We start from the raw sequence: 26062 nt of genomic DNA on the forward strand, positions 1-26062 counted from the left end.
GCGGTCGCTCCGTGATCCTGGCATCAAGCCTCGAGAACTGGGAGAGCACAGTGGGCAACGAACTGGTCAAAATCGACGGTCGCGACGTCCTGGTCCAGGTGCCAAGGCATCTCGCCGGACAGGTCGCCGTCAAGGCGCTGGTACCGGTGATCACGACGACCGTACGGGCGCTCGCCGCCGCAGCGCGCGAGGTGACGACCGTCACCGTCGAGGCGGTCCACCAACAGCGGGCACAACTGGCGCTGATGAACTACGAAGCGCGTGTCATCGCCCGTGACATCGTACCGATCCTTGCGACGTCCAGCGCCCACCAGCGCGGTCGCAACCTCGTCGAGCGGGCAGGCTTCGACGACGACATCTACGCCGACGCACTCCACGACCTGGAGATCGTTCGCCAACGCCGCCGTACCCGCAACGCCGAACGCTGGCAGCCGTGAGCCTGCAAACGTACCGCCGCGCAACGCCCGAGCCGGCGTGGCCCGCCCGGGCGTTGCTCGTCGCCGAAACCACCCGCATCTTCCTGGTCGACATCCTCCCGATCCTCGCCCGCCACTGGACCCGCCAACAACTCCGCAACCTCGATCACTGGCTGAGTGTTCGTGGCTTCTGAGGCCGGGGGAGGACGCTGTGTCGATCTGGGCAGCAATCCTCCCCAGTTTGTATCGGCGGGAGCGGTCTCAGAGGTTGAGGAGGCCCTTGGTGGCGGTTGTCAGGCCGCCGGTTAGGGCTAGGAGGAGGACTAGGCGGCGGGCTGTGTGGTTGGGGATTCGGGGGGCGAGGAGGGCGCCGGTGGTGGCGCCTAGGGCTAGGGCGGCGGAGGTTGTGAGCCACTCGGGCCGGCTTAGTGGGGGGATGCCGCGGGTGACGAGCGAGAAGATGTTGACCAGAGCGCCGTAGAACAAGGCGTTGGGGACGAATTCGCGGATGGTCCAGTTGGCGTTGACGGCGTACAGGGAGACGGGTGGGCCGCCCAGGCCGGCGGCGGTGTTCATGAAGCCGCCGGTGGCGCCCGCGGTGAGGGCGCCGGTCAGGCCTTTCAGGGCAGGCACGCGGAGGCCGATGAGAAGTACGACGGCTGCGACGGTGACCAGTGCGCCCATCACCAGGAGGAGAACCGGCCCGGGAAGGGCGCGCGCGAACCATGCGCCTAGCGGTGCGGTGCACGCGGCGGCGAGGATGAGTGGGATCATCGAGCGCAGTCGTACGTAGCGCCAGCCGCGCAGCAGGCCGAGTACGCAGATGACGCCGGCGGCGCAGTTCGCGAAGGTGATGCCGTCCGTGGGGCCGAGCACGATCACCAGAGCAGGAACCGACACGAGCGCGAAACCCATGCCGGTCAGCCACTGCACGAAGGCGCCGAGCAGTACGACGCCTCCGAGGATCAGCAGCTCCACTACAGATCGGTGTAGCCGAGCCAAGGCTCAGCCGCAAAGGAAGCAGTGGGCGAGAGCGTTTCCAGTTCGAGTACGACGAGTTCGTTGGTGCCGTCAACGAGCAACGGGCCCGGGACGTACAGCGTCTGCTGCGGCCCGCGCCGCCAGTACCGTCCGAGGTTGAAGCCGTTGATCCACGCGTAACCCTTGCCCCAGGCATCGGTTCGGAGGAACAGGTCGGACCGTTCGGCTTCGAAGGTCGCGCGCCACGCAGTCGGACCAGGGACAACTGCCGAGGGGGTCGACTGCCACAGCCGCGGTGGCTGGTCGAGGTCGATTCCGCAGACCGACCAGTCGTGCAGCTCGTCGGCGCCGAGCAGAACGGGACCGATCAGGCCCTTCTCCTCGCCGATCCGCGGACCGTAGTTGACGCGTCCCATGTCCTCGACGACCAGCTCGAGCCGACCGCGGGTGTGCGGCAGCATCAGGGACCGCTCGTGCCGTTCGCGCTCCAGGATCCCGACCGGCGCCCCGTCCAGGAACACCTGGACCCGGTCACGGACCTCGCCGAACGTCAGCAGCGCCGGCCCGCCGTGCCGCAGCTCGGTCCGGAAGATCGCCAGCCGTGCGTCCAGCTCGTCCAGCGCCGGCACCGACCGATGGTCCGACCAACGACCGCTGGAACAGCCGAGCAGCCCGACCGGCTCGCCCAGTGCAACGTTGAACTCAGGCGCAGCAGGCGCCGCCGCAGGTACCGAGGAAGGTACCTGCGCATACCGCGAGATCACGTCCCGGAACGCGAAGTACTTCTCGGTCGGATGACCTGCCTCGTCCAGCGGCGCGTCGTAGTCGTACGACGTGATCGTCGCCCGGTACACGCCCTTGTCATTGGCTCCACTGGTCAGCCCGAAGTTCGTGCCACCGTGGAACATGTAGATGTTGACCGACGCGCCCGCAGCGAGCAGAGCGTCCAGCTCAGCGGCGGCGTCGGCAGCGGACGTCGTGTGATGCCGCCCGCCCCAGTAGTCGAACCACCCGTCCCAGAACTCCATGCACATCAACGGCCCGGTCGGCTGATGCTTGCGCAGCGTCTCCAGCCGCGCCTCGGCCCGCGACCCGAACGACCCGGTCCGCAGTACGCCGTCCAGCCCGCCCGCGCTGAGCATCTCGTCCGTCGGCTGGTCGACCGTGACCAGCGGCACGGTCGTCCCGGCGCCCCGGATCACCTCGGCCAGCGCCTTCAAGTAGGTCTGGTCGTCCCCGAACGCGCCGTACTCGTTCTCGACCTGCACCAGCACGACCGGCCCGCCCTGGTCGATCTGCAGCGGCCGGACGATCTCCAGCACACTCTGAAGGTACGCCGTCACGGCCGCCATGTACTGCGGTTCGAACCGCCGAACGCCGAGACCCTCCGTGCGCAGCAACCACGGCGGCAGCCCGCCGTTGTCCAACTCGGCGCAGATGTACGGGCCGGGCCGGACGATCGCGTACATCCCCGCCTCGGCCACTTCGCGCAGGAAGCGGCCGAGGTCGAGGATCCCGGTGGTGTCGAACTCACCGGGCCGCGGACTGTGCAGGTTCCACGGCACGTAGGTCTCGATGGTGTTGAGCCCCATCTGCCTGGCCTTCTCGATCCGGTCGGCCCAGCAGTCCGGATGCACCCGGAAGTAGTGCAGTGCACCGGAGATGATCTGGAACGGGCGGCCATCCAGCAGGAAGTCGGATGCGCCGATCGTGAAGTCAGGCACGGGATCTCGTTTCTCTAGACCATGAAATGGCGGCGGTCAGCCGTTGACTTGGAAGCCCTGCTGGTTGCCATAGGTGACCAGGGCATCCTGCCAGGATTTCAGGCCGGTGTTCAGGTCGGACTTCGTCTGGTACGACTTGCCGACGGTGTCGCCGTAGATGCTGTTCGCGTAGAGCTCGAACGGCAAGTAGCTCCAGCCCTTCACCACGGTGCCGGCCGCGCCGGTCAGCACCTGGTTGATCTTCTGACCGCCGAAGTACGCGCTGGCCTTGTCCACGAACGCCGGGTCCTTCAGGTCGGCCGTGGTGGCCGGGAACCCGCCGCTGGCGAGGAACGGCTTGACGCCCTCGTCGTGGTTCAGCCATCGGACGAACGCCGCCGCGAGCGCCGGGTTCTTGCTCTGCTTCAGCACGGACTCGGTGCTGCCACCGTTCTCCGCGGTGGCCGGCTGGCCGTCGTACGTCGGCATCGGCGCGACCGCCCACTTCCCGGCGCCGGCCTTGACCGAGGACTCCATCACGCCGGGCATCCAGGCACCGGTCGGCAGCGACGCGATCGTGCCGTCGCCGAGCGCCTTGAACCACTCGTCTGTCCAGCCCGGGATGTTCGACACCAGACCGCCCTGGACCAGCTGGTTCCAGGTCGCGGTCCACTTCTTCGAACCGTCGTCCTGCAGGTTGATCGTGACGTTCTTGCCGTCGGTCTTGAACGGCTGGCCGCCGGCCTGCCAGATCATGCTCGTGGTGAACCCGGCGTCACCGGAGTCGTTGGTGATGTAGGCCTTCGGGTTCGCGGCGTGCAGCTTCTTCGCCGCGGCGACGTACTCGTCCCAGGTCTTCGGTACGGCGATGCCGTACTTCGTGAAGACCTCCTTGTTGTAGAACAATGCCATCGGTCCGGAGTCCTGCGGCAGCCCGTACAGCCCGTTGCCGGCGTGCACCGACGCCCAGGTCGAAGCGGTGTACGCCGACTCGTACTGCGAGAACCCGTACTGGTTCAGGTCGACCAGCGAACCCGGCAGCGCGAACTGCGGCAACGCCTGGTACTCGATCTGCGCGACGTCCGGTCCGCCGGAGCCGGCCTTGATGACGTTCTGCAGCTTGGTGTACTGGTCGTTGCCGGTCCCGGCGTTGACGTAGTTCACCTTCACGTTCGGGTACTGCTTCATGAACGCGGTGACCTGCGCCTGCGCCGACGGGGTCCAGCTCCAGTACGTGATCTCGCCGCCGGCCTTGAGCGCCGCGTCGACCGCGTCCGCCGAACCCGTGGACGAGCTGCTGCTCGCACTGTCGGTCTTGGATCCGCCGCCGCACGCGGCCACGACCGCGAGGGCCGTGAGCGCGGCTCCGGCGACCACCAGCCGCCGGACGCCCCACCGATGTGACTTCATGGTGTTCCCTTTCATTTCACACTCCCGGCGCTCAGGCCCGACTGCCAGAAACGCTGGAGAAGGAGGAAGGCGATCACCAACGGCACGATCGTCAGCAACGATCCGGTGATCACCAGGTTGTAGATGGGGCGGGCGCCCACTCCGGTCGCCTGGTTGCTCCACTGGGTGAGCCCGACCGTGAGTGGGTACAGATTCGGCTTGCTGAGCATGATCAGCGGCAGGAAGTAGTTGTTCCAGGTGGAGACCATGGCGAACAGCAACGTCGTGACGATGCCCGGGGCAAGCAGTCGCAGCGACACCGTGAAGAAGGTCCGGACCTCGCCGGCGCCGTCGATCCGGGCCGCCTCGAGCAGCTCCGGCGGGACAGCGTCGGTCGAGTAGACCCACATCAGGTACAGCCCGAACGGGCTGACCAGCGACGGGATGATGATCGCCCACACGGTGTTCGTCAGCCCGAGGTTGGAGAACATCAGGAACGTCGGTACGGCGAGCGCGGTCCCCGGTACCGCGACCGCGCCGAGCAGGACGGCGAAGACCGCCCGCCGGCCGGCGAACTTGTACTTCGCCAGCCCGTACCCGGCCGCCGTCGCGAGCAGCGTCGCGCCGCCGGCGCCGACCACGACGTACAGCACCGTGTTGCCGAGCCAGCGCAGGAAGATGCCGTCGTTGTAGGTCAGCGTGTCCGTGATGTTGCTGAAGAACGCGAAGCTCTTCCCGAACCACAGGCCCGGCGTCGACAACAGGTCGTCCTGCGTCTTCGTTGCGCTGAGCAACAACCAGGCGAGTGGGACGATCGTGTAGAGCAGGTACAGCACCATCACGCCGGTCAGTACCTTCGAGCGCTTGACTCTCACAGCGCCTCCCGGGATCCGCGGATCTGGACGACGTACGCGATGACCGCGGTGATGATGCCCATCACGATCGCGACCGTGGCGGAGTAGTTGAACTGCTGGCCGGCGAACGAGAGGTTGTAGGCGTACATGTTCGGCGTGTAGTACGTGTTGATCACGTTGGGCGCCAGCGTGCGCAGGATGTTCGGCTCGTTGAAGAGCTGGAAGCTGCCGATGATCGAGAAGATCGTGGCGATCACGATCGCGCCGCGCAGGGCGGGCAGCTTGACCGCGAGGATCGTCCGGAACGTGTTCGCGCCGTCGATCGCGGCCGCTTCGTACAGCTCGCCCGGGACCGTGCGCAGTGCCGAGAAGAAGATCAGCATGTTGTAGCCGACGAACTCCCAGGTGACGATGTTGGCGATCGAGGGCAGCATCCACCCGCTGCTCAGCGGCTTGATCGCGGTGCCGAGCAGATCGTTGAGGTTCGCCGCGAGGCCGAAGTTGTCGCCGTAGATGTAGCCCCACATCAGCACCGCGACGACACCCGGTACGGCGTACGGCAGGAAGATCACGATCCGGAAGAAGCCGGCCGCGTGCAGGCGAGCACTGTCGATCGCGAGCGCCGCCAGCAGTGCCAGGCCGAGCATGATCGGCACCTGGACGACCAGGAAGATCGCCACCCGGCCGAAGGCCTCCCAGAACTTCGGGTCCTGCAGCGCCTCGGTGTAGTTGCTCAGGCCGACGAACGCGCGGCCGCCGAAGAACGCCTGCTCGCGGAACAGGCTGAGGTAGATCGCGTACCCGATCGGCGCCAGGAACGTCACTGCGAAGACGGCCAGGAACGGACCGACGAACAACCACCCCTTGCCGTCCTTGGACGCCCGCTTCCGCCGGGTCCCGGGCAGGCTCACCACCTGGGCAGGCTCTTGGGCCACGGACTGCGCCATGTCCGTCGACCTCCGTTTCTGTTCGTTTCTGTTTACGCAAACATGCTGGCGTGGACGCTAGCGTGTTTACGTGAACATGTCTAGAGGTGCGGAAGCCCGGAGGATGTGATCCAGGGATCAGCGGCGCTTGCGCGGCGCCGCGGTACTCTCCCGCACGATCAGCGGCGCGTTCACCGTGCCGTGCAGGTCGACCAGCGGCGCGCCCTTGCGGAGCTGCCGCAGGATCAGCTCGACCAGTTCGGTGCCGATCTGCTGGAAGGGCTGCCGGACCGTCGTCAACGGCGGCCAGAAGTGCTCGACCAGGTCGATGTCGTCGAAGCCGACGACGCTCACGTCGCGCGGCACCTCGCGGCCGGCTTCGTGCAGCGCGTGGATCAGCCCGCAGGCCATCTCGTCGTTGGCCGCGAAGACCGCGGTCAGGTCCCTGCGCTTCGCGAGCGCCTTGCCGAGCTCGTAGCCGGAGTCCGCGGACCAGTCGCCCCGCAAGATCGCGGGCACTGTGCGGCCGGCTTCCTCCAGGGTTCGCCGCCACGCGGTCGCCCGGATTTCCGCGGGACCCGAGCCGTCCGGCCCGGCGATGTGGTGCACGGTCTTGTGCCCCAGCTCCAGCAGATGCTGGACGGCGGCCCGGCTGCCGCCGATCTGGTCCGCGCCGATCGACGGATGGTGCCCGATGAACCGGGAGTCCGAGACCGCGACCGGCAGCGTCGGCCGGAGCGCGAGCGAGGTCGGGGTCGCGGTCGCGGCGCGAATGATGATCAGGCCGTCGATCGCCTGGTGGTTGAGGTGCTGCACCGCTTCCCTGACGTCACTGACGTCGCTCGACGACGGCGTCTCCACGTCGACCAGGCTGACCGAGTACCCCTCGCGGCGGGAGGCGTCGATCACTGCCTCGATGGTCTTGGACTCGCCGGTCCGGATGATCTTCGGCGCCATCAACCCGATCGAGTGGAAGTTGCCGCGGCGCAGTGCCCGGGCGGCGTGGTTCGGGGAGTACCCGAGTTGCCGCATCGCTTCGAGGACGCGTTCCTTGGTCTCGGGGCGGACCGGGTCCGCGCCGGTCGAGACGCGGGACACGGTCTGCGCCGAGACCCCGGCCAAGCGCGCCACGTCACCGATCGAGGGACCCGACTTCGGATGCCCCTTGACTCCGCGACGCGCCGGCTTGGCCTGGTTCGACATGGGATCAATATAGGAGTGGCGTCAGCTGTCCTTCGAAACCATCAGCCAGCTGACTTGGATGTCGGGGGAGCGGGTCGGGGTGATCGAGACGGTGATCGTGCCGTCGGGGCCGACGGTGATGCCGCCGTACGACGCGGCGACGCCGGTTGCGGTGAACAGGCGTTGCTGGTCGACGACGGCCCCGTTGACAGTCACCTGCGCCGCGCGGTTCGCCCACGGCCAGGGGTCGTAGTAGCCGGCGTGGACCGTGTACGTACCGGGCTCGAGCCCGCCGAAGGTGTAGACGAGCGGCTCGTGGTTCTTCGCGTACCGGAGCGTGGTGTAGAGGTCGCCGGTACCGGCGGGTGCACTGGAACCGGTGTAACCCCAGGTCGTGCCGGTGGTGGGGTCGGTGCCCAGGGGTTGTTCGGGCGTGGAGTTGAGCAGCGGCTGTTGTGCGGCGACGGTGGTCCAGTCGGGCGTGGCCGCGCCGCCGGCGTTCACGGCGTACCGGAGGTTGTGGGGGATGACAACGACCGAGCGGGTGAAGGTCCGTCCGTCGGCCAACGTCCCGCGGAGATTGCCAGGCCCGGGTTGCGCGACGCTCGCCGGGTCCCAGGTGACGGCGACCTGCTGAGCTCCGCTCGCGGTGGTCACGGTGACCGCCGCCGGCAGTGTGCTGGTGTCGTTGAGCCAGACGTGGTCCGGGATCGTGCTCGTGACGGTCCAGCGCGTGTACGGCTTCAGGTCCCGCAACGACCACTCGGTATCCGGTCCGACGGTCAACGATCCGCCCTCACCGAAGCTCATCGGCATCCAGACGTACGGCGAGTTCGCCAGGTCGCTCGGCGTCCACCGGTCGGCCATGAACAGGAACTTGTTCTGCTTGGCATCGACCGTGACCACGTTCGTGCTCTGCGAACTGTACGTCGTCGCCGCACCGGCGCCGGTGATCGGTACGCCGCGGTCGGTGAACTGCCCGAGGATGCTCTGCGAGGTCGCGTACCGCGCCGGGTTCGGATCCCATCCGGTCGCACCCGACGTCACCAGGTAGTACGTCCCCTCGGACTTGAACATGGCGGGCGCCTCGCGCTGGTTGCACACCAGCGTCCGGGTGAAGTCCTTACCCTGGACCGCCTGATCCGGCGGCGCGGACAGGTACGTGTACGACGTGTTCAGCTTGGAGATGTACATCGTCCGGTTCTCCTCGGACGAGTAGATGATGTACGCCGTACCGTCGTCGTCCACGAACAGGTTCATGTCCCGCGCCATCCCGCCGGCCGGGTCGAACGACGAGCCGCTGCCGCACCACGGGACCGAGTCGCTCGGCACGTGGTCCAGCCGGTACGAGTCGATCCAGCGGAACGGGCCCTTCGGCGAGTCCGCGATCGCCACACCGGCCTCGGCGCGGGCGTAGTTCGACGTACTGGTCGGGGACGACGGCCCGTCGGAGTGCACCCACATCACCCACTTGCGGGTCGCCTTGTTGTAGATGACCTTCGGCCGCTCGAGGATGGACGAGGTCGCCCAGCCGTCGGTACGGATGTTGTTGGTCGACAGGTCCCGCCAGACGATCTCCTTCTGCGCGGGCGTGTAGTGCTTGTAGAGCTTCGCGAAGTACTTGTCGTTGTCGAACTGGTCGATCGAGCTCAACGCCCGCAGCGCGAGCCCCTCGTCCTTCCAGTTGTAGAGGTCGTACGACGAGTACAGGTGCACGCCAGGGCTGTTGTAGTACCCGTTGCTGCGGTCCTCGCCGTACCAGTAGTAGATCCGCCGGCCGTCCTCGTCCTTGGCCGTGACGACTTGGCCGCCGTGCGCCTGGATCACCTTCCCGCTCGTGTCCAGCCAGGGCTGCCCTGGATGGAAGCTGTCGCTCGTCGCTTGAGCCGTTGACACCACCAACAAGCTGAGGCCGAGCGCAGCCAGCAGCATGCCGATCATCATCCGAGTCCTGTGCACATCTGCTCCTCACCTACACCGGAATGTTTACGTGAACAGACTCAGCGTGCCGACAGCTGCGCGCCACCTGAACGCGTGTTGCAGGTATTGACATCGCGGCGAGGAGGATTCCGGAGCAGACCTCTGACATACTCCCCGCGTTCGTAACTCCGAGATCTGGGGGCGTTGTGTCGGTTCGTCCTGGTCAGCTGCTGCGGTGGGGGCTCCCGGCGGTGCTGGTCGCCGGTTCAGTGGTGGCGTTGAGCGGGTCGTCGGGCTCGGCGGCCGAGCCTGCGCTGCACCGTGCCGGCTTCGTCCGGCACGGGGAATCCGTGGCCGACGTCGAGCCGAACGCGGTACTGGTGAAGTTCAAGCCGAAGGCCACCGCGTCCGCGCGAAAGGCAGCGGCGTCGAAGTTCGGCGCGGTGGACGAGACCGCGGGTGACGTCGTCAAACTCAAGGGCAGCCTGCCCGCGCGGGACCTGCTGAAGAAGGTCAAGGCCGACCCGGCGGTCGAGCTCGCCTCGCTGAGCTATCGCCGGCACGTGGCCGCCGTACCGAACGATCCGTACTTCGGGTCGCTGCAGCAGGCGTACCTGAACACGGTCCGCGTACCGCAGGCGTGGGACGTCTCGAAGTCCACGGGCAACCAGATCGTCGCGGTCCTCGACAGCGGGATCGACGCCGGCCACCCGGACCTCGCCGGCCACCTCGTCGCCGGGTACAACGCGGTCTCGACGACGCGTCCGAACCCGGTCGACGACAACGGCCACGGCACGATGGTCGCGGGCATCATCGCCGCGGGTACCAACAACGGAGCCGGGCTCGCGGGCGTCGGCTGGAGCTCGAAGGTGATGCCGGTCAAGGTCGCCGGGTCGAACGGGGTCGCCAACGACCTGGACCTGGTCGAGGGCATCGACTGGGCGGTCGCGCACGGCGCCACGGTGCTGAACATCTCGATCGCGAACCCCGGCGACAACGCGGTCCTGCACGACGCGATCACCCGCGCGATCGCCAAGGGCGTGATCGTCGTCGCGGCCGCGGGCAACGACGGCAGCGACGTCGCGCAGTACCCGGCGGCGTACCCCGAAGTGATCGCCGTCGGCGCCACGAACGCGGGCGGCGTCCTGACCGACTTCAGCTCGTACGGCGACTGGGTCGACGTCGCCGCGCCGGGCTGGGACATCGTCAGCACCGGCGCCCGCAACCTCAGCCAGTCGCCGTACTGGCTCTGCAGCGGTACGTCGTGCGCCGCGCCGATCGTGGCGGGCGTCGCCGCCCTCGTGAAGAACAAGTGGCCCACGCTGACACCCGCGCAGGTGCAGGCGCGGATCAAGGCGTACGCACGCGACGCCGGCCCGCGCGGGATCGACCCGTACTACGGGGCCGGGATGCTGGACGCGTACGCCGCCCTCGGTGGCCGCTGGGCCGCGGATTTCCCGATCAACCCGATCGACCTGAACGACACCCCGGAACGCGCCATCCCGCTCTCGAGCTCGATCAGGACGACGATCAGCACCGAGGGCGAGACCGACTGGTACGAGGTGGTCAGCTCGGCCGCGCGGAACCTCAGCGTCACGCTCACCGGGCCGGAGTTCAACGGCGACAAGTACGCGGTGAACTTCGGGCCGCGCATCGACGTGTACGACGGGAACCTCAGGTCGCTGGCATCCGCGGTGACGCCGTACCCGGCTGGCTCTCAGTGGGGTCCGTTGACGGCGGCAACCAACGTCAATGTCACCGCGGGTAGTACGTTTATTGCCGTCCGCAACGCCAACGGGTCCCGGGACACCCGCCAGTACGAGCTCGACATCGCCGACGGCTCCGACGGTGGGTCGAAGCCGGGCGTCGACTACCCGGTGCGCGAGGTATCACCGCCCGATCTCGCGAGCGGTCAGCGACTGGACACGCGACCGGTGGTGACCTTCGCGCGGGACGTCGTCGCGGGCAGCGTGAACGCGTCGACCGTACGGTTCCTGAACGGCAAGACCGGTGCGGCGATCGGGGCCGCGGTCGCGTACGACGCCGAGAACAAGCAGGCCGTGCTGACGCCGTCGGCGCCGCTGCTCGACAACACGCCGTACCGGATCTCGGTCAACGGCGTGCAGGAGGCGAGCGGTGGACTGGAGCCGTTCAGCAGCGTGTTCTCGACGCTGGACGCGCCGCCGCCGAAGCTGACGTTCGACGCCGCCGGGGCGTATCTCGCCGCCCAGCTGTCCTGGAAGGTGCCGGCGATGCCGGACTTCGACCAGATCATCGTCCGGCGGAACTCAGGTAGCCAGGTGCCGTCGCTGACCACCGGGACGCTCGTGTACTCGGGCAGCGGGACCGGGGTGAAGAACACCGGGCTCGCGCAGGGCGTCACGTACACGTACGCCGCCTGGGCGAAGGACCGCGGCGGGAAGACGAGCCCGGTCGCCGTGTCGCAGCTGCTCGGGATGAAGACGACGATCGGCGCGACCGCGGCTCAGCTCAATTACGGCGGGACGATCACGGTGCGCGGGAGCACGCTGCGGATCGACAACAAGGCGATCGCGGGGCTGCCGGTCAACCTGTACGTGCGGCCGAAGAACTCGTCGACGTACAAGCTGCTGGCGGCGCTGAAGACCTCGTCGACCGGGACCGTCAGCTACGCGTACAAGCCGTTGGTGTCGTCGGTGTTCATGATGACGTTCCCCGGCAACACCGACCTGATGGGCACCCGGAGCGTCGACCTGAACGTGGCGGTCGCGCCGACGATCTCGGCCACGCTGTCACCGGCGTCGGTGCGGCTCGGGCAGGCGGCCAAGCTCAGCGGGTACGTCGCTCCGGCGCATTCCGGCAAACCGGTCTACTTGCAGCAGTACGTCAACCGGGCGTGGAAGTCGATCGCGTCGGTGAAGCTGACGACGACGGGGGCGTACGCGTTCGGGGTCAAGCCGGCGGTCCGTGGGCAGCTCGTGTACCGGATGTGGTTCCCGGCCGATGCGGACCATGCGCAGGCGTTCACTGCGAACAAGATCCTGACCGTCAGCTGAGACGGATCCGTCGGTGCGGATTGCAACAAGCTGCAATCCGCACCGGGCTTGTATAACGTTCGAATAGCCGTACTTGCGCGTAGCAGTTGGTATAGCCCACAGTTCCTGACTGTGGGGAACCTGAGTGCTCTGAAACCGAACCGACGGCAGCTGTTGATGGCGGGGGCCGCAGCCGCTGTAGCGGGCGCCGTGACCGCCGAAACCGCCGGCACAGCCAGCGCGGCCGACCCGTACGGCTCCGGCGATCTGGGAGACTGGACGATCCTGAGCCGGTCGATCTCGACCGCCGCGACGATCACCTACGTACGCGATCACGACGGTGTGTGCATGTTCGGTGACAGCATCGCCGTCCAGGACGGCAAGGCACTCGCGAGCAAGCTGCTGAGCCGCGGCATCAGCCTCGCGGTGCACAACTGGTCCGGCCGGCCGACGACGCCGGCTGTCGACGCGCTGGAGAACTGGGCGATCAAGTACGGCCTGCCACGCCGGATCCTGATGGCGACCGGTACGAACGACATCTTCAACCCGCCGGTGTTCGCCGCCCAGATCGACCGCACGATGCGGATCGTCGGCTCGAACCGGAAGGTTGTCTGGGTCAACACCCAGATCTCCCGCACGGCGAAGTCCGCGGCGATCCAGGTCGCCGACCAGCGCAACAGCGCCTGGATCAACTCCCAGATCCACGACGCCGAGAAGAAGTACCCGAACCTGGACATCGTCCGCTGGGCCGAGTACCTGGCCGCGAAGCCGGCCCGCCTGACGCAACTGCTCCGCGAGGGCGTTCACACCACGGTCCCGGCCGGGCAGGACGCCCGTAACGACCTGATGGTGCAGGCTCTTATTTCTGCGTGACCTTCACCAGGTGGCCGAAGGCAACCGAACGGTCCGGTGAGTGGAAGAGGTCCTGGCAGGTCGTCAACGTGATGATCGACCGGGTCGGTGGTTGCTGCTTGCCCGGCACCGGATCCAGGACCCAGGTCTGCGACGCCTTGACGGTCAGATCCCGGGGTGAACCGTCCAGTACGTACGTGTACACCGCGTCCTGGGTCTCCACCAGCACCTGGTCGCCCTTGTTCAACTCGAGCAACTTCCGGAACGGCGACCCATGGGTCACCCGATGTCCCGCCACCGCGAAGTTGCCCGGCTGACCCGGCAGCTGGGTCTGCGGGTAGTGCCCGATCCCGCGAGCCAGCTCGTCGGCATCCACGCCCTCCACCACGGGCTTCACCCAGTCCGCTCCGAACCGGGGAATCCGCAACAGGACGAACGGCTTCCCGGTGCTCGGCTTCGCCGCGCTCGGCTTGACGCCGGCCCGCGCGGGAGCTTTCCACTGACTCCGCAGTGAGTTCTCGCCCTCGGTCATCTGCTGGTTGGACGTGATCCCGGTCCCGAAGTACTGCCACCCGACCCACCCCAGCACCCCGACCCCGACCACCAGCAACACGACCGCAAGCCCCCGAACAGCTCCCCGCATACGCCCCAGTATGCCGTGAGACGACCGGGCGAAGGTCCCCGCGCCCTGCGCCCGGTCGGGTGGCGTCACTGGTCGTCGGTGGTTCGGCGGAAGGTGCCCGCGGCTCGCCAGAGGGCTACGCCGAGCATTACCAGGGCGAAGCCCGCCAGAGGCAGCCAAACGGCTGCTGCGGCCCCCGTGGAGGCCAGTTCGCTGACGCTGTACATGAATTACCACCTCCTTTCTCGTCCGGTTGCTGCGTGAACGTAGGCGGTTGCCTGCACGCCTTGGAGGAACATGTCGTAGACCATCTCCACGATCAGCGTCGCGGCGACGGCCATCGCGAGTTTCCCGCGGCGGCGTACAGTGACCACTCGCTCGGCCATGAACAGGGCCGTGATGCCCAGCCAGAACCCATGCAGTTTCAGGCCGTGGAAGGCGCCGTACCCGAGCGAGAAGAGGTAGGCCGCGGTGATCAGGACGCCGATCGCGCCGAGCGCCTGCCGGCCCCAGTACGAGCGGGTCGTCCGGGTCCAGCCGTAGTCGAAGAGGTTCTCCAGCGCGCCGCGCTTCCATCGGACACGCTGGTTCGCGAGCGAGCGCCACGACTGCATCGTCTCGGTGGTCAGCGTGCACCCCGACGGCGAGCGCAGCACGTACCCGAGCTTCATCAACGCGAACGACAGCTCGTTGTCCTCGGTCAGCACCCGGGTGTCGTACACCTGCGGCGCCCCGGGCAGCCGGCCGTCCGCGCGCGCCCGGATGACTTCGCGGAGTACGCCGACGCGCAGCAAGGTCGCCGTACCGGTCAGCACGAGCACCTTCCCGCGCTGCCGGCGGATGTCGAGCTCGTACCGGGCGTATTCGTTGGCCTGCAGCCATTCCACGAAGCGGCCCCAGCGCGTTCCGGAATCGATCCGGCCGCGAAACACCCCGCCGACTCCGCCGACATTCCCCCGGTACGCCTTCAAACCCGCGGCGATGAATCCCGGATCGAGAAATGAATCCGCGTCCTGGACGAGTACGACGTCCTCGTCGCGCAGGCCCGGCAGCAACAACTCGAGGACCTGGTTCAGGCCGCCGGCCTTCTTGTGCTGGTTGCCGACCGTCTCGTAGACCTCGACCTGATGCGCCCGCGCCACCTCGACGGTGCCGTCGGTGCAGTTGTCGGCGATCACGATGATGTGGTCAGGACGCCTTGTCTGCCGGCGTAACGCGGCCAGTGCGGAGGGTAGCGACGCCTCCTCGTTGTGAGCCGGCAGCAGTGCCACCACCGTGACGGCAGGCGTGGGCGAACCCCCGCTCATACTTCCTCCCCGTGGGCGCGACCCCCAGTTATGTCGCGCCAAGAATCGCCCCGATTATTACCCGAAACCCGCGACAGACAGCAACGCCAACCGAAGAACGAGACAATTCCAGGCGAACTACAGCCCGGCGTAACAATCCAGTCGCCCACCGTCGCCAAAAGCGATTACCAACCGTGCCGAGACGCTATTCAGCCAGTAACTGAACCTCGGCGAGGTTGGTGAAGCCGCCGTGCGTGTCTGCGATTCTGAGAAGGGGGTAGGACGCCCGGCCGGGTAGGGCGTAGACGTACCACTGGTCGCCGGTGGTTATGCCGGTGACGGTGGTCAGCGTGGTCCAGGTAGTGCCGTTGGTGGAGGCCTGAATCAGGTCGCCGTTGGCGCGGCCCGGCAAGTTGCTGCGGGGACGGACCCGGACGGCGTCGAAGGCGAGGGTTGTACCGGGTGGAGGGGTGACCGAGACCCAGCCGTTGCCTGAAGTGGTATCGGTGAAGGTGGTCAGGTCGCCGTCGAACATCCGCCAGCCGTTGGCTTCGGGGGTGCCTACGCCCGGGAAGGCCGGGCTGGAGGCAGTGACCCAGCTCTGCTGGATGGCGAGCGTGTGGACCCGGGCGTTCCAGAGCTCGAGAGACGTGCCGGCGGTGGTGTCGACGATGGTCGTGCCGGGCTCGCCGGCGGCGGTTGTGTAGTCGACGGTGAATTGCAGTACCCGGCCGTACGGAACGTCGTTCGGCAGCACGACGGTCGCCTTCCAGTGGACGCCGTCCGGGCTGGAAACCTCAGCGGCCTGTCCCTCGATCGACGCGGAGACCTGGCGCAGCGGCTCGGTCGCCGCCATCGTCAGCGTCACGGTGTCACCGTTCTGGGCACGCTTCGGGTCGGTGTTCGACGATGCGATCGACACGGTGCTCAACGCCGTACTCGTCTCCGAGCGCTGCCCGTAGATCCGGAACTCGCTGAAGCTTGACAGTCCCGGGTACGCCGGATCCGTCGGGACGCCAGGGTGGTCGACCTGCAATTTCAGGAAGCGGAACGCGAGCCCCTTGACCTCGTCCCGGACCGGGATCCTCTCCAGCGCGAACCCCTGGCCGGACGTGTCGGTCGTCTCCCGCGCGGTGAGCAGCGTCCAGGTCCGCCCGTCGTTCGAGCCGTACACGTTCGCGCCTTGCGTACGGTTCGCGAAGTTGTACCGTGCCTGCAGCCCGAAGGCGTCTGCCGTGACCCGGAAGCCGGCGCCGAGATCGAGCACCGCCGGGGCCCGCAGATCTCCGGAGTAGGTGTTGAAGTCGCCGTCGAGCATGTTGCCCAGGGCAACCTGAGAGAGCGAGGGGGAGGTTGCGCGGCCCCAGTAGTCGAACGATCCGTCGTCGCTCATCGTCGGCGTCAGCTTCTCGAGCTGCGCGACCGCACCCTGCAACGCGACGAGTTTCGCCGCGAACATCGCCGAATCCGCTCCGAGAGCGGCCTCGGCCGCCGCCTTGGCCGACTCGACGGCAGCACGAGTCGATCGGACGTACACCGTACCCGCGTCGAAGCCCGCGAGCGCCGCGTCGACGGCGTCCTGACGCGTGGCGCTGACTGACAGGCGCACCCGCAGTACGGCGTCCGTGGTCGGATTCGATGCGACGACGAACCTGTTGTGATTGCCGACCTGACTCGCGGCCGGTTGCCAAGTCAGCGTGCCGGTTGCCGCGTCCAGCGTCGCCCCGGCCGGCAGTGTCGCCCGATAAGTCAGTGCGCCGGTGGCGGAAAGCGTTGTGGACAAGGGCTCTCCGACTACCCCGAGCAGCCGCACGTCGGAACCCTGGGCGAACCGCGGCGGCGTGAGCTGTGTCTTCGCCTGCAGGTTGATCGCGTCGATGTCGACCGTGACCGCGGGCGACCCGGTCACCGTGTAGTACGCGAGCGACTCCCCACCCGTGCTCCCGCGGAGCTTGCTGGTGTCCATGTCGTACGTGATGTACCGCCACGCGCCGCCGGTGTCAGGCAACGTCAGCGTGTAGTACGGCGCCGACCCCTGCTCCTTACGGATCTGCAACGTCGCCGTGCCGTTCGTCCGGATGCGCACACCGACGGGGCTGTACCCGTCGCGGCTGTCGTACAGCAACGTCCGTACGGCGATCGTCGTACCGCCGGGCAGTGGCCGCATCCGCACGTACCCGTCCTCGACCGACGCACCGCGGGTGATCGGAACGGTCCGCGTCTCCGCCTGGATCAACGCATCCCGCTGCACCGGCGGAGCGGTCCCGGCGACCGAGGCGGGGAATGACAGCCACGAGTCAGGGTTGAAGTCCGGGTTGCTGTTCCAGAAGTTGTACGCCGACGTGCCCCAGTAGAACCGTGCGCCGGCGTCCTGCGTGGTGGCGAGCTCGGTGATACTCGGCGCGATCGTGGCGATCGCCGGGCCGAGCTTCTGCCGGTAGATCGTGTACAGCTCGTTGGTCGGGTCGAAGATCCGCCCGCGATACGCCTGGGAGAGCACGCCGCCGCGCTGGGTGGTGTCGATCCACGGGATCGTCTTGCCCATCATGAACGCGAAGAACTGCTCGGACCCACGCAGCAACCGCTCGCCGCCGAACGAGTACACCGAAACCGCGTCCGGTGCTGTCGAGACAGTGCCGAGGACCGGGTCCAAACGAGTGCCCTGGACATCGATCACGCGCGCGATTTGCGTCAGCATGGTCACGTCGTCCCAGGCGTGTGCCTGATCACGGCCCATCTCCTGCAGTTGTACGAACGTCTTGTGGTACGGGTTGCGCGGGTCGTCCTTCGAGATGACCGGCATCACCTTGCTGAGGGCACCGTTCGTGTCGTCGTCCGGGTTCGTCGAGTTCACCGAGAACCACTCGACCGCCTCACGGTAGCGCGGCAGGTTGTCGGTGAAGATGTATCCCGCGATCGCGCCGATCAGCGAATAGCTGTGCTGACCCATGAAGTTGCGGTTCCGGTACAGGAACGTCTGCGTCAGCGGCACGATCAGGTTGCCGGTGAGGTCGGTGGTGTCGCCGTCGTTCCAGGTCAGGTCGTAGCCGTCGGCGGCCGGCCCGGTCACGGTCGAGTAGCGCAGCAGCTCGGCAGCCGCCAGCATCCGCAGCAACGGCGCGCCGCTGTGGATGTGCGCATCCGGGTAGTAGACGTACGCGTTCGGGTCCATGTGCGCCCAGATCCGGATCAGCTTGAGCGCGTTCTCCCGGTAGACCGGGTCGCCGTTGAGGAAGTACAGGATCGCCTGCGTGTACGCGCGGAACGCGTCGTCGATGAACTTCGACTCGACACCCTGCGAGTTGAACGCGCTGCTGCCCGGGCGGTCCACGACGCTGCCCTGGTTGCGCGAGCTGAAGGTCTTGGACGCGTACGTCGTGGCGGTCATCGCGGCGTAGTACGACACCCACGGCTCGATGCCCGCGCGGACCTGCCGACGTGCCAGCTCGAGCGACGACGCGCTCACCGCGAGGCCGGGGTGGACGAAACCCGCGCTCGACCGCACTGGGGCGATGACCGGCAGGGCGTCGGCAGCGGACGCGGAAGCCGAAGCGGGCGCGGCGGCGACAGGTACGACGCCGGCGACTGCGAGCAGTACGGCCAGTGTGGCCAGTGCGATCGATCTGAGAAAGGCCATCGGAACACTCTCCAAGCGATGTGACGGGCGCGTCGGAGCCTCGCACCGCGACTCGAAGCCCGCCAGCGTCCAGCAGCGCCCGAAAATTTTGCTCCGGTGATAGTTAACGTTTTCTATGCCAGCCTGACCGCATGCCTCCGACACCCGAAAAGCCGCCCGCGCTGGCGGTGATGTCCGCCGAGCACTGGCCGCTGCTGTTCCCGCCCGCCGTCCGGCACCGACTCGACCAGCTCGTCCAGCTGGATCCGGCCGGGCCGATCGACCGGTTCGACCCGGATCGCCTGGCCGAGGTCGAAGTGCTGATCACCGGCTGGGGCTGTCCGATCGTCGACCATCGGATCCTCGGCAAGGCCCCGAAGCTGCGCGCGATCCTGCACGCCGCCGGTAGCGTGAAGGGGCATCTCGGCCGCGAGGTGTGGGAGCGCGGCATCGTGGTCTCGTCCGCGGCGGCAGCGAACGCCGTACCGGTCGCGGAGTTCGCCCTCGGCGCGATCTTGCTGTCCGGCAAAGGTGCCTTCGATCTGCGCGAACGCTACCGGCGGGACCGCTGGTTCGAGCTCGGCCACATCCATCCCGACGTCGGCAACCACGGCCGGACGGTCGGCCTGATCGGCGCCTCCCGGATCGGCCGCCAGGTGCTCGACCTGCTCCGCCAGTTCGGCTTCCGCGTCCAGGTCTACGACCCGTACGCGCACGACCTGCCGTCCGTCGACCTGCGAACACTGCTGAGCACCAGCGACATCGTCAGCGTCCACGCGCCGTTGACCGCGGAAACCCATCACCTGTTGGGCGCCGAAGAGCTCGCGCAACTCCGAACTGGCGCGACCCTCATCAACACGGCACGCGGCCAGGTCATCGATCCCGACGCCCTGATCGCGGAGCTGCGTACGGGCCGGATCAGCGCCGTACTCGACGTCACCGAGCCCGAACCGCTGCCAGTCGACTCGCCGCTTTTCGCGCTACCGAACGCCTTCGTCACCCCGCACATCGCCGGTTCGCACGGCAACGAACTCGCCCGCATGGGCGCCTGCGTCACGGCCGAACTCGACCGTCTGCTCGCAGGCGAGCCGCTGCACCACGGCATCAGCCTGGCAGAACTTGACCGGGCCGCCTGACGCCAAAGAGAACGTTTGCTACGCCTTGACAGTCCATATCACGAGCGCTACGTTCGCCGGAGATGGAAAGCGCTTTCTAAAGGAGCCGAGCGTCATGACCAACCGAACCGTCCGTTCCGGCTTGTGGCTGGCGGTGCTGGCAGTCCCCGCGGTCGTGTTCTTCCTGGTGTTCAGCTACGCGCCGCTGGCCGGTCTGGTGGTGGCGTTCAAGGAGTTCGACATCAGCAAGGGCATCTTCGGCAGCCCGTGGAACGGCCTGGCCAACTTCCGCTACTTCTTCAGCTCCGGCGACGCCCAGCGGATCCTGCTCAACACGATCGTGCTGAACGTGCTGTTCCTGGCCGCGACGCTGGCGGCCGGCGTAACGCTCGCGATCATGCTGAACGAGATCCGCGGCCGGTTCTTCAAGCGGGCGGCGCAGTCGACGATCTTCTTCCCGTACTTCGTGTCGCCGGTGGTGATCGCGATCATGCTCCAGGTCCTGCTGTCCGGCCCGAACGGCTCCGGGGGTGTCGTCAACGACGCGCTCACCGGGTTCGGGCTGCCGACGGTCGACTGGTACACCGAGCCTGGTCCGTGGCCGTGGATCCTGACCTTCGTCAAGGTGTGGCAGTTGGGCGGCTACATGAGCGTCATCTTCCTGGCCGCGATCACCTCGATCCCCGAGGACGTGTACGAGGCGGGCCAGATCGACGGCGCGAGCCGCGCGCAGATGGCGCTCCGGATCACCCTGCCGCTGCTGAAGCCGACCGCCGCGGTGCTGCTCGTGCTCGGCGTCGGCCGGATCTTCTACGGCGACCTCGGCACGATCTACGCGATCGTCGGCGACAACGGCACGCTGTTCCCGACCACCGACGTGATCGACACCTACGTGTTCCGGTCGCTGCGCCAGATCGGTGACTTCGGCACCACCGCCGCGATCGGCCTGTTCCAGTCGGTGGTCGGCTTCGTACTGGTCTCGGCCGCGGTGCTGATCCAGCGCCGCTACTCCAAGGAGACGAGTCTGCTGTGACAACGATGCCCTCTGTGACTTCGAGCCTCGCGAAGGCGGCAACCCGAACCAAGGTGCGAAGGCCCGGCGGTCTCGAGCCGTTCACGCTGATCAGCATCGTCGGCGTCGCACTGTTCATGATCGCCTGTCTGATCCCGTTCTGGGTGATCATCTCCGGCTCGTTCACCGACGAACAGACCCTTGCGGTCAAGGGTTACAGCCTGCTCCCGCAGCCGTTCTCGGTCGCGGCGTACAAGTTGATCTTCACCGGCCCGACCCTGGTCAGCGCGTACGTCGCCAGTGTCTTCATCACCCTCGTCGGTACGGCGCTCGCGCTGAGCTTCACGTCCGGGCTGAGTTGGGTGATCGCGCGCCGGCTGCCGTACGTGAGCCGCCCGCTGGCGATCTTCGCCTACATCCCGATGCTGTTCAGCGGCGGACTCGTCCCGCTCTACCTGCTCGTCACGCAGTACCTGAAACTCCAGAACAGCTACTTCGCTGTGATCCTGCCGTTGCTGGTGGCACCTTTCCTGGTCTTCATCCAGGTGTCGGCGTTCCGCCAGCTGCCGGAGGAGATCCTGGACTCGGCCCGGGTCGACGGAGCGGGGGAGCTGGCGATCTTCTTCCGGATCGGGCTGCCGCTGTCGAAACCGATCCTGGCCGTCGTCGGCCTGTTCTACGCGGTGCACTACTGGAACGAGTGGTTTACCGCGCTGCTGTTCATGTCCGACGTGCACAAGTACCCGCTCCCGCTGTTGCTGCAGAACCTGATCTCGAACGTCTCGTTCAGTCAGATGCTGCCGACAGCCGCCCAACAGACGACGCCGGTCTACCAGCTCCGGCTCGCGCTCACGGTCGTCACCATCGGCCCGATCCTGCTCGCCTACCCGTTCGCGCAGCGCTACTTCGTCAAAGGCATCACGCTGGGCGCCACCAAGGGCTGACCCACAATCATCAGGAGGCATCGTGCCCGCCACATCTCCCGCCGGCCTCAGCAGGCGCGGCTTCTTGGCCGCCGGCGGCGGCCTGTCCCTCGCGGCCGCGTTCGGACTCAGCGCCTGCGGCGGATCGTCGACCGCCGGTTCCGGCAAGTCCGCCGACACCCTCGCGCTGCTGCTGCCCGGTGACGCGCCCAAGGGCTGGGACGCGGTCCTTGCCAAGGTCAACGACAAGCTCAAGAACGACCTCGGCTTCACGATCGCACCGCAGTTCATTGCCTGGTCCAACTACCAGCAGCAGTCGCTGCTCAAGTTCACGGCCGGCGAGAACTTCGACACCGCGCTCCAGGCCCGCTGGCTGAACATGGTCCAGCTGGTCGCGAGCAAGTCGCTGGTACCGGTGGGCGAGCTGATCGCGAAGTACCCGAACCTGAGCAAGAACCTCGACCCACAGCTGCTCGAGCAGAACAAGTGGAAAGGGAAGCTGTACGGGATCCCGCAGGTCAACTCGGCCGCCCGGTTCCACCACTTCTCGCTCCGCCAGGACCTCGCCGACAAGCTCGGCTTCGGCGACATCACGTCGTTCGACCAGCTGGAGAAGTACTGGTACGACGTGAAGCAGAAGCAGAAGATCACGCCGGTCGGCGTCTCCTCGAACATGCCGAAGCTGCTGGTCGCGTTCGCGCCGGTCGGCTGGCTGAACCAGCACGACTGGGAGAATCCGCACGTCAGCGTGCAGAGCTTCAGCGGCGGCTCGTTCCCGTTCTACCTGGCGCAGGACGGGAAGAGCACCGGCTCCGCGCATCCGATCCCGTTCTGGGAGGCGCCTGGCGTCGTCGACGCGCTCCGCAAGGTCCGGCAGTACTACCTCGACGGCATCATCAACAAGGACGCGCTGAACGTGGACTCGAGCACGATCCAGTCCCAGTTCGAGGCCGGCCGCATCGCGACCCGGTGGGCGATGACCGACGGCCTGTCCTCGCAGTCGCTGGCGCCGTTGCGCAAGGCGGTACCGAGCGCGCAGCTCGCGAACGTCGTGCCGCTGCGCGGTGGGAAGGACGCCAAGCCGAACCAGACGTTCCAGGCGGACAACTTCGTCGTACTGAACGTCAAGGGACAGAGCAACGAACGGGCGATGCAGCTGGAGGACTGGGTCTCGATCAAGGAGAACCACGACCTGCTGAGCTACGGCATCGAGGGTACGGACTGGAAGCCGGTCGGGACGGACAAGTTCGAGCAGCTCACCGGCTACGGCTTCCCGGGGTACGCCCTGTGCTGGCGGCAGAAGCTCGAGCTGAAGATCAAGGACATCACGCCGACCGAGAACGCGTGGTTCGAGTGGGCACAGAACTACGCCAACTTCACCCTCGACCCGTACGCGTCGTTCGTACCGGACGTGACCCCGGTGAAGCGGCAGGACAGCCAGGTCGCCGCCGCGATGACGCAGTACGGCAACCCGTTGTGGATCGGCGCGGTCGACGTCGACAAGGGGCTCGACACGCTGAAGAAGGCGGTCGACAAGGCCGGGCTCGCGGACCTGCAGGCGGAGATGGACAAGCAGGCGAACGCGTACCTCAAGGGTCAGTGACACCGATGTCCGCCCCACGAAGGAAGCTGGCGGTGGTCGCGCGCGAGGCCGGGGTGTCGATCTCCACGGTGTCGAAGGTCCTGCGCGCGTACCCCGATGTCGCCCCGGCGACCCGGACGCGGGTCCGTGAGGTACTGCGCAGCGCCGGGTACCCGCTGGACTGTGATCGTCGCGAGAAGTCCGCGCTCGTCGACGTGGTCGTGGCCAGTCGGAGCAGCGGCTGGGCCGGTGAGGTACTCGCCGGTCTCGCCGACGCCGCGCGCGAACCGGGTGTGGCGTTGGTCGTGACGACGGTGAACGGGGGAGAGCCGGTCCCCCGGCTCTGGCTGGAACGGCTGTTCGCCCGCGGTACCCGCGGTGTTGTCGGACTGGATGTGGAGTTCACCGAGACACAGCGGGCGTACCTCGCGGCGTACGAAATCCCGTGCGTCGTGGTGGACAGTGCCGCGACGGTCTCCGAGGTACTGCCGGCTCTGCTCGACCCGTACCTCAGCCGAGCCGGCTGACCGAGTTCCGGACCACGACGTGGGTCGTGAAGAGCCGGTGGTCGCCGGTCCAGCCGGGCTGCTGGTGAGCGGAGTCCAGCGCGATCCTCGCGGCCGTCCGCCCGAGTTCCTCGTACGGAACGTGGACCGTGGTCAGCCGCGGGCGGAGGTCCTGCGCGAGTTCGACATCGTCGTACCCGACGACCGAGAGGTCCGCTGGGATGCTCAGCCCGAACTCGGCGGCGGCGGCGTACACGCCCGCGGCGACGACGTCGGTCGCCGCGAACACCGCGGTGAAGTCCTGCCCGGCGGCGAGCCGGCGCTTGGTCAACTGATAGCCGGACGCCCGGGTGAACGTGCCGTGTTCCACCAGCGCCCTGTCGTCCGGTACGCCGAAATCGTGCAGCGCCCGACGATGCCCGGCCAGACGCTGATCGCTGGTGCTCTGCCGTTCGGCACCGGCGAGGAACAGGATCCGCCGGTGCCCTTGTGACAACAGATGGCTCGTCATCGCGTACGCGCCCTGCTCGTTGTCGTACTCGATGACGGCGGTCGGTACGTCGTCGCCGAGCGACGGCCGCCCGCACAGCACGAGCAGCGAACCTGATGCGTGCAACGACCGGGCCAGCTCGGTCATCCGCGCCCGGTCGTCGGCGGATTCGTTGGTCACGCCACCGATCAGGATGACAGCGCCGGCGCGTTGTTCGCGCATCAACTGCACCAGGGCGAGTTCGCGCGCCGCCTCGCCCTGGCTGGTCCCGATCAGGCTGAGCCAACCGCGGTGGGACGCTTCCTGCTCGACGCCGTGCGCCGCGTCCGCGAACGACTGCCCACGGACGTCGGCGAGGATGAACGCGATCGTTTTCGTCTGCACCCCGGCGAGCGCCCGGGCGTGGGTGTTGGCGGCGTAGTTGAGCTCGCGGATCGACCGCATGACCCGCTGGTTCGCCGAGCGCGAGACCGGATAGTTGCCGGCCAGCACCCGCGAGACGGTCGCGGGCGACACTCCGGCATGGGCCGCGACATCGGCCAGCGTGGGGGAGTTCGTGGTCTTGCGCTTAGCCGGCATGATCCTCCCTGGGCGGAGCGGTCGAATCACGGATCACGACGTGCGTGCCGAGCAGGAGGTGCTGGTCGAGCGCGTACTCGTCCCGATGGAGCGCCAGCCGTACGGCGGCCCGCCCGAGCTCCTCGTGCGGGATGTGGACGGTGGTCAGTGCCGGACTGAGATCCGCGCTGAGCGGGATGTCGTCGTACCCGGCGACCGAGACGTCCTCGGGGACCCGCAGGCCGGCCTCGCGAAGCGCGGCCAGGACCCCACTCGCGACCATGTCGGTGATCCCGATGATCGCGGTCAGCTCGGTACCGCGGGCCAGCAACGCCTTGGTCTGCTGGTATCCGGACTCACGGTCGAAGTTGCCGCCGACAACGAGCTCGGCGTCGACCGTCAGGCCGTGTGCGCGGTGCGCCCGGGTGAACCCGTCGAACCGGGCACTGGTCGTCGTGTGCTCCGGCTCGGCGGCGCCGACGAACGCGATCCGCCGATGACCGAGCGAGATCAGGTAGTTGGTCACGGCGAACGCGCCGCCTTCGTTGTCGTACTCCACCACGGTCGCGGGGGCGTCCGGGCCGATCGGCGGGCGTCCGCACAGCACCAGCCGGGAGCCGACCCGTTCCAGCGAGCGCGCGATCTGGGCCGTCCGTTCGATGTGCTCCGGCGTCCGCAGACCGCCGCCGACGAGCACGACCGCCTCGGCCTGCTGCTCGCGCATCAGCTCGATCAGCTCGAGTTCGCGCTCGGCGTCACCGTGGTGTGTGCAGACCAGGCAGACCCGGCCCTCGGCGGTGGCCTGTTGTTCGACGCCCTGTCCGATGTACGCGAACAGCGGGCCGACCAGGTCGCGGACGATGAACGCGACGGTCCGGGTCGAACCGCCGACCAGTGCCCGAGCCTGGGCATTGATGACGAAGTCGAGCTCCTGGACGGCGCGCAGTACGCGGTTGCGGGTCGATGCGCTGACCGGATAGTTCCCGGCGAGAACCCGCGACACCGTCGTGGCGCTGACCCCCGCGGCGGCGGCGACGTCCTTCACCGTCGGTCTCGGCACACAAGCTCCTGTCGGGTCGAAATTTTCTGCCCTGACGGCATGTAGAAAACGTTAA

General features: G+C 67.5%; 22 protein-coding genes. 9 read left to right on the plus strand and 13 right to left on the minus strand.

The genetic code is table 11. From position 1 onward, the window contains the following. Window positions 1-11: 11 nt before the first annotated feature. On the plus strand, window positions 12-437 hold the full coding sequence (locus FB475_RS25040) for a hypothetical protein (RefSeq protein WP_141859001.1): 426 nt from the start codon (window positions 12-14) through the stop codon (window positions 435-437). Further along, window positions 434-610 (plus strand): hypothetical protein, encoded by a 177-nt coding sequence (locus tag FB475_RS36910; protein WP_185759417.1) that lies wholly within the window; start codon window positions 434-436, stop codon window positions 608-610. The genes FB475_RS25040 and FB475_RS36910 overlap by 4 nt, the downstream gene beginning before the upstream one ends. A 67-nt stretch (window positions 611-677) precedes the next feature. Here FB475_RS36910 and FB475_RS25045 read toward each other — a convergent pair whose 3' ends face one another. From FB475_RS25045 to FB475_RS25075, 7 genes are all read right to left on the minus strand, one after another. Next, on the minus strand, window positions 678-1394 hold the full coding sequence (locus FB475_RS25045; RefSeq protein WP_202878490.1) for a sulfite exporter TauE/SafE family protein: 717 nt from the start codon (window positions 1392-1394) through the stop codon (window positions 678-680). Continuing rightward, the gene (locus FB475_RS25050; protein WP_141859002.1) at window positions 1394-3121 is read right to left on the minus strand and encodes a glycoside hydrolase family 35 protein; all 1728 of its coding nucleotides are present in this window, start codon (window positions 3119-3121) and stop codon (window positions 1394-1396) included. Before FB475_RS25050 ends, FB475_RS25045 begins: the two co-directional genes overlap by 1 nt. Before the next feature lie 36 nt (window positions 3122-3157). Beyond that, the gene (locus FB475_RS25055) at window positions 3158-4510 is read right to left on the minus strand and encodes an ABC transporter substrate-binding protein (protein WP_141859003.1); all 1353 of its coding nucleotides are present in this window, start codon (window positions 4508-4510) and stop codon (window positions 3158-3160) included. A gap of 11 nt (window positions 4511-4521) precedes the next feature. Further along, window positions 4522-5364: a carbohydrate ABC transporter permease gene (locus FB475_RS25060; RefSeq protein ID WP_238332402.1), complete on the minus strand. Its 843-nt coding sequence runs from the start codon at window positions 5362-5364 to the stop codon at window positions 4522-4524. After that, a complete protein-coding gene (locus FB475_RS25065) occupies window positions 5361-6290 on the minus strand; it encodes a carbohydrate ABC transporter permease (RefSeq protein WP_185759419.1) in 930 nt (309 codons plus the stop codon). The genes FB475_RS25060 and FB475_RS25065 overlap by 4 nt, the downstream gene beginning before the upstream one ends. Before the next feature lie 117 nt (window positions 6291-6407). Next, window positions 6408-7472: a LacI family DNA-binding transcriptional regulator gene (locus tag FB475_RS25070; RefSeq protein WP_141859004.1), complete on the minus strand. Its 1065-nt coding sequence runs from the start codon at window positions 7470-7472 to the stop codon at window positions 6408-6410. 21 nt (window positions 7473-7493) lie between these two features. Further along, window positions 7494-9410 (minus strand): glycoside hydrolase family 43 protein, encoded by a 1917-nt coding sequence (locus tag FB475_RS25075; protein ID WP_141859005.1) that lies wholly within the window; start codon window positions 9408-9410, stop codon window positions 7494-7496. A gap of 233 nt (window positions 9411-9643) precedes the next feature. Between FB475_RS25075 and FB475_RS25080 the strand changes: the two genes are divergently transcribed. Both FB475_RS25080 and FB475_RS25085 read left to right on the plus strand, forming a co-directional pair. Further along, window positions 9644-12406: a S8 family serine peptidase gene (locus FB475_RS25080; RefSeq protein WP_238332466.1), complete on the plus strand. Its 2763-nt coding sequence runs from the start codon at window positions 9644-9646 to the stop codon at window positions 12404-12406. A 156-nt stretch (window positions 12407-12562) separates the two neighbouring features. Then, window positions 12563-13258 carry an SGNH/GDSL hydrolase family protein gene (locus FB475_RS25085; protein WP_141859007.1) on the plus strand — a complete coding sequence of 232 codons (696 nt, stop codon included), beginning with the start codon at window positions 12563-12565 and terminating at the stop codon, window positions 13256-13258. On the opposite strand, the gene FB475_RS25090 is transcribed toward FB475_RS25085, so the two are convergent. The 4 genes from FB475_RS25090 to FB475_RS25105 all read right to left on the minus strand — a co-directional run bounded on the left by FB475_RS25090 (window position 13245) and on the right by FB475_RS25105 (window position 18782). Beyond that, on the minus strand, window positions 13245-13880 hold the full coding sequence (locus tag FB475_RS25090; protein WP_141859008.1) for a class E sortase: 636 nt from the start codon (window positions 13878-13880) through the stop codon (window positions 13245-13247). The genes FB475_RS25085 and FB475_RS25090 overlap by 14 nt on opposite strands. A gap of 65 nt (window positions 13881-13945) precedes the next feature. Further along, window positions 13946-14086, minus strand: coding sequence for an LPXTG cell wall anchor domain-containing protein (locus FB475_RS25095; protein ID WP_141859009.1), 141 nt, complete (start codon window positions 14084-14086; stop codon window positions 13946-13948). Between the two features lie 3 nt (window positions 14087-14089). Continuing rightward, entirely contained in the window at window positions 14090-15166 is a 1077-nt protein-coding gene (locus FB475_RS25100; protein ID WP_141859010.1) for a glycosyltransferase family 2 protein, read from the minus strand. A gap of 184 nt (window positions 15167-15350) precedes the next feature. Further along, a complete protein-coding gene (locus FB475_RS25105) occupies window positions 15351-18782 on the minus strand; it encodes a discoidin domain-containing protein (protein ID WP_141859011.1) in 3432 nt (1143 codons plus the stop codon). 131 nt (window positions 18783-18913) lie between these two features. On the opposite strand from FB475_RS25105, the gene FB475_RS25110 reads away from it, so the two are divergent. The 5 genes from FB475_RS25110 (at window position 18914) to FB475_RS25130 (ending at window position 23920) form a co-directional block, all read left to right on the plus strand. Next, entirely contained in the window at window positions 18914-19897 is a 984-nt protein-coding gene (locus FB475_RS25110; RefSeq protein ID WP_202878491.1) for a hydroxyacid dehydrogenase, read from the plus strand. 94 nt (window positions 19898-19991) lie between these two features. Beyond that, on the plus strand, window positions 19992-20909 hold the full coding sequence (locus tag FB475_RS25115; RefSeq protein WP_141859012.1) for an ABC transporter permease: 918 nt from the start codon (window positions 19992-19994) through the stop codon (window positions 20907-20909). A gap of 14 nt (window positions 20910-20923) precedes the next feature. Next, window positions 20924-21832 (plus strand): carbohydrate ABC transporter permease, encoded by a 909-nt coding sequence (locus FB475_RS25120; RefSeq protein WP_185759420.1) that lies wholly within the window; start codon window positions 20924-20926, stop codon window positions 21830-21832. A 22-nt stretch (window positions 21833-21854) separates the two neighbouring features. Then, entirely contained in the window at window positions 21855-23414 is a 1560-nt protein-coding gene (locus FB475_RS25125) for an ABC transporter substrate-binding protein (RefSeq protein WP_141859014.1), read from the plus strand. A gap of 5 nt (window positions 23415-23419) precedes the next feature. Then, window positions 23420-23920 (plus strand): LacI family DNA-binding transcriptional regulator, encoded by a 501-nt coding sequence (locus tag FB475_RS25130; protein ID WP_141859015.1) that lies wholly within the window; start codon window positions 23420-23422, stop codon window positions 23918-23920. On the opposite strand, the gene FB475_RS25135 is transcribed toward FB475_RS25130, so the two are convergent. Both FB475_RS25135 and FB475_RS25140 read right to left on the minus strand, forming a co-directional pair. Beyond that, window positions 23904-24968, minus strand: a complete 1065-nt coding sequence (locus FB475_RS25135; protein ID WP_141859016.1) for a LacI family DNA-binding transcriptional regulator — start codon at window positions 24966-24968, stop codon at window positions 23904-23906. The two genes, FB475_RS25130 and FB475_RS25135, sit on opposite strands and share 17 nt — an antisense overlap. Beyond that, complete coding sequence (locus FB475_RS25140; RefSeq protein ID WP_141859017.1) at window positions 24958-26007, minus strand: LacI family DNA-binding transcriptional regulator; 1050 nt, start codon at window positions 26005-26007, stop codon at window positions 24958-24960. Before FB475_RS25140 ends, FB475_RS25135 begins: the two co-directional genes overlap by 11 nt. Window positions 26008-26062 lie beyond the last annotated feature (55 nt).

Origin of the sequence: Kribbella jejuensis, from assembly GCF_006715085.1 — a bacterium.
GTDB lineage: Bacteria > Actinomycetota > Actinomycetes > Propionibacteriales > Kribbellaceae > Kribbella > Kribbella jejuensis.

Bases quoted from the DNA above. Each gene is read 5' to 3' on its own strand.
- FB475_RS25065 (WP_185759419.1), bottom strand. From the start codon at position 6,290: ATGGCGCAGTCCGTGGCCCAAGAGCCTGCCCAGGTGGTGAGCCTGCCC.
- FB475_RS25095 (WP_141859009.1), bottom strand. From the start codon at position 14,086: ATGTACAGCGTCAGCGAACTGGCCTCCACGGGGGCCGCAGCAGCCGTT.
- FB475_RS25055 (WP_141859003.1), bottom strand. From the start codon at position 4,510: ATGAAGTCACATCGGTGGGGCGTCCGGCGGCTGGTGGTCGCCGGAGCC.
- FB475_RS25090 (WP_141859008.1), bottom strand. From the start codon at position 13,880: ATGCGGGGAGCTGTTCGGGGGCTTGCGGTCGTGTTGCTGGTGGTCGGG.
- FB475_RS25115 (WP_141859012.1), top strand. From the start codon at position 19,992: ATGACCAACCGAACCGTCCGTTCCGGCTTGTGGCTGGCGGTGCTGGCA.
- FB475_RS25070 (WP_141859004.1), bottom strand. From the start codon at position 7,472: ATGTCGAACCAGGCCAAGCCGGCGCGTCGCGGAGTCAAGGGGCATCCG.
- FB475_RS25085 (WP_141859007.1), top strand. From the start codon at position 12,563: ATGGCGGGGGCCGCAGCCGCTGTAGCGGGCGCCGTGACCGCCGAAACC.
- FB475_RS25135 (WP_141859016.1), bottom strand. From the start codon at position 24,968: ATGCCGGCTAAGCGCAAGACCACGAACTCCCCCACGCTGGCCGATGTC.
- FB475_RS25105 (WP_141859011.1), bottom strand. From the start codon at position 18,782: ATGGCCTTTCTCAGATCGATCGCACTGGCCACACTGGCCGTACTGCTC.
- FB475_RS25110 (WP_202878491.1), top strand. From the start codon at position 18,914: ATGCCTCCGACACCCGAAAAGCCGCCCGCGCTGGCGGTGATGTCCGCC.
- FB475_RS25100 (WP_141859010.1), bottom strand. From the start codon at position 15,166: ATGAGCGGGGGTTCGCCCACGCCTGCCGTCACGGTGGTGGCACTGCTG.
- FB475_RS25130 (WP_141859015.1), top strand. From the start codon at position 23,420: ATGTCCGCCCCACGAAGGAAGCTGGCGGTGGTCGCGCGCGAGGCCGGG.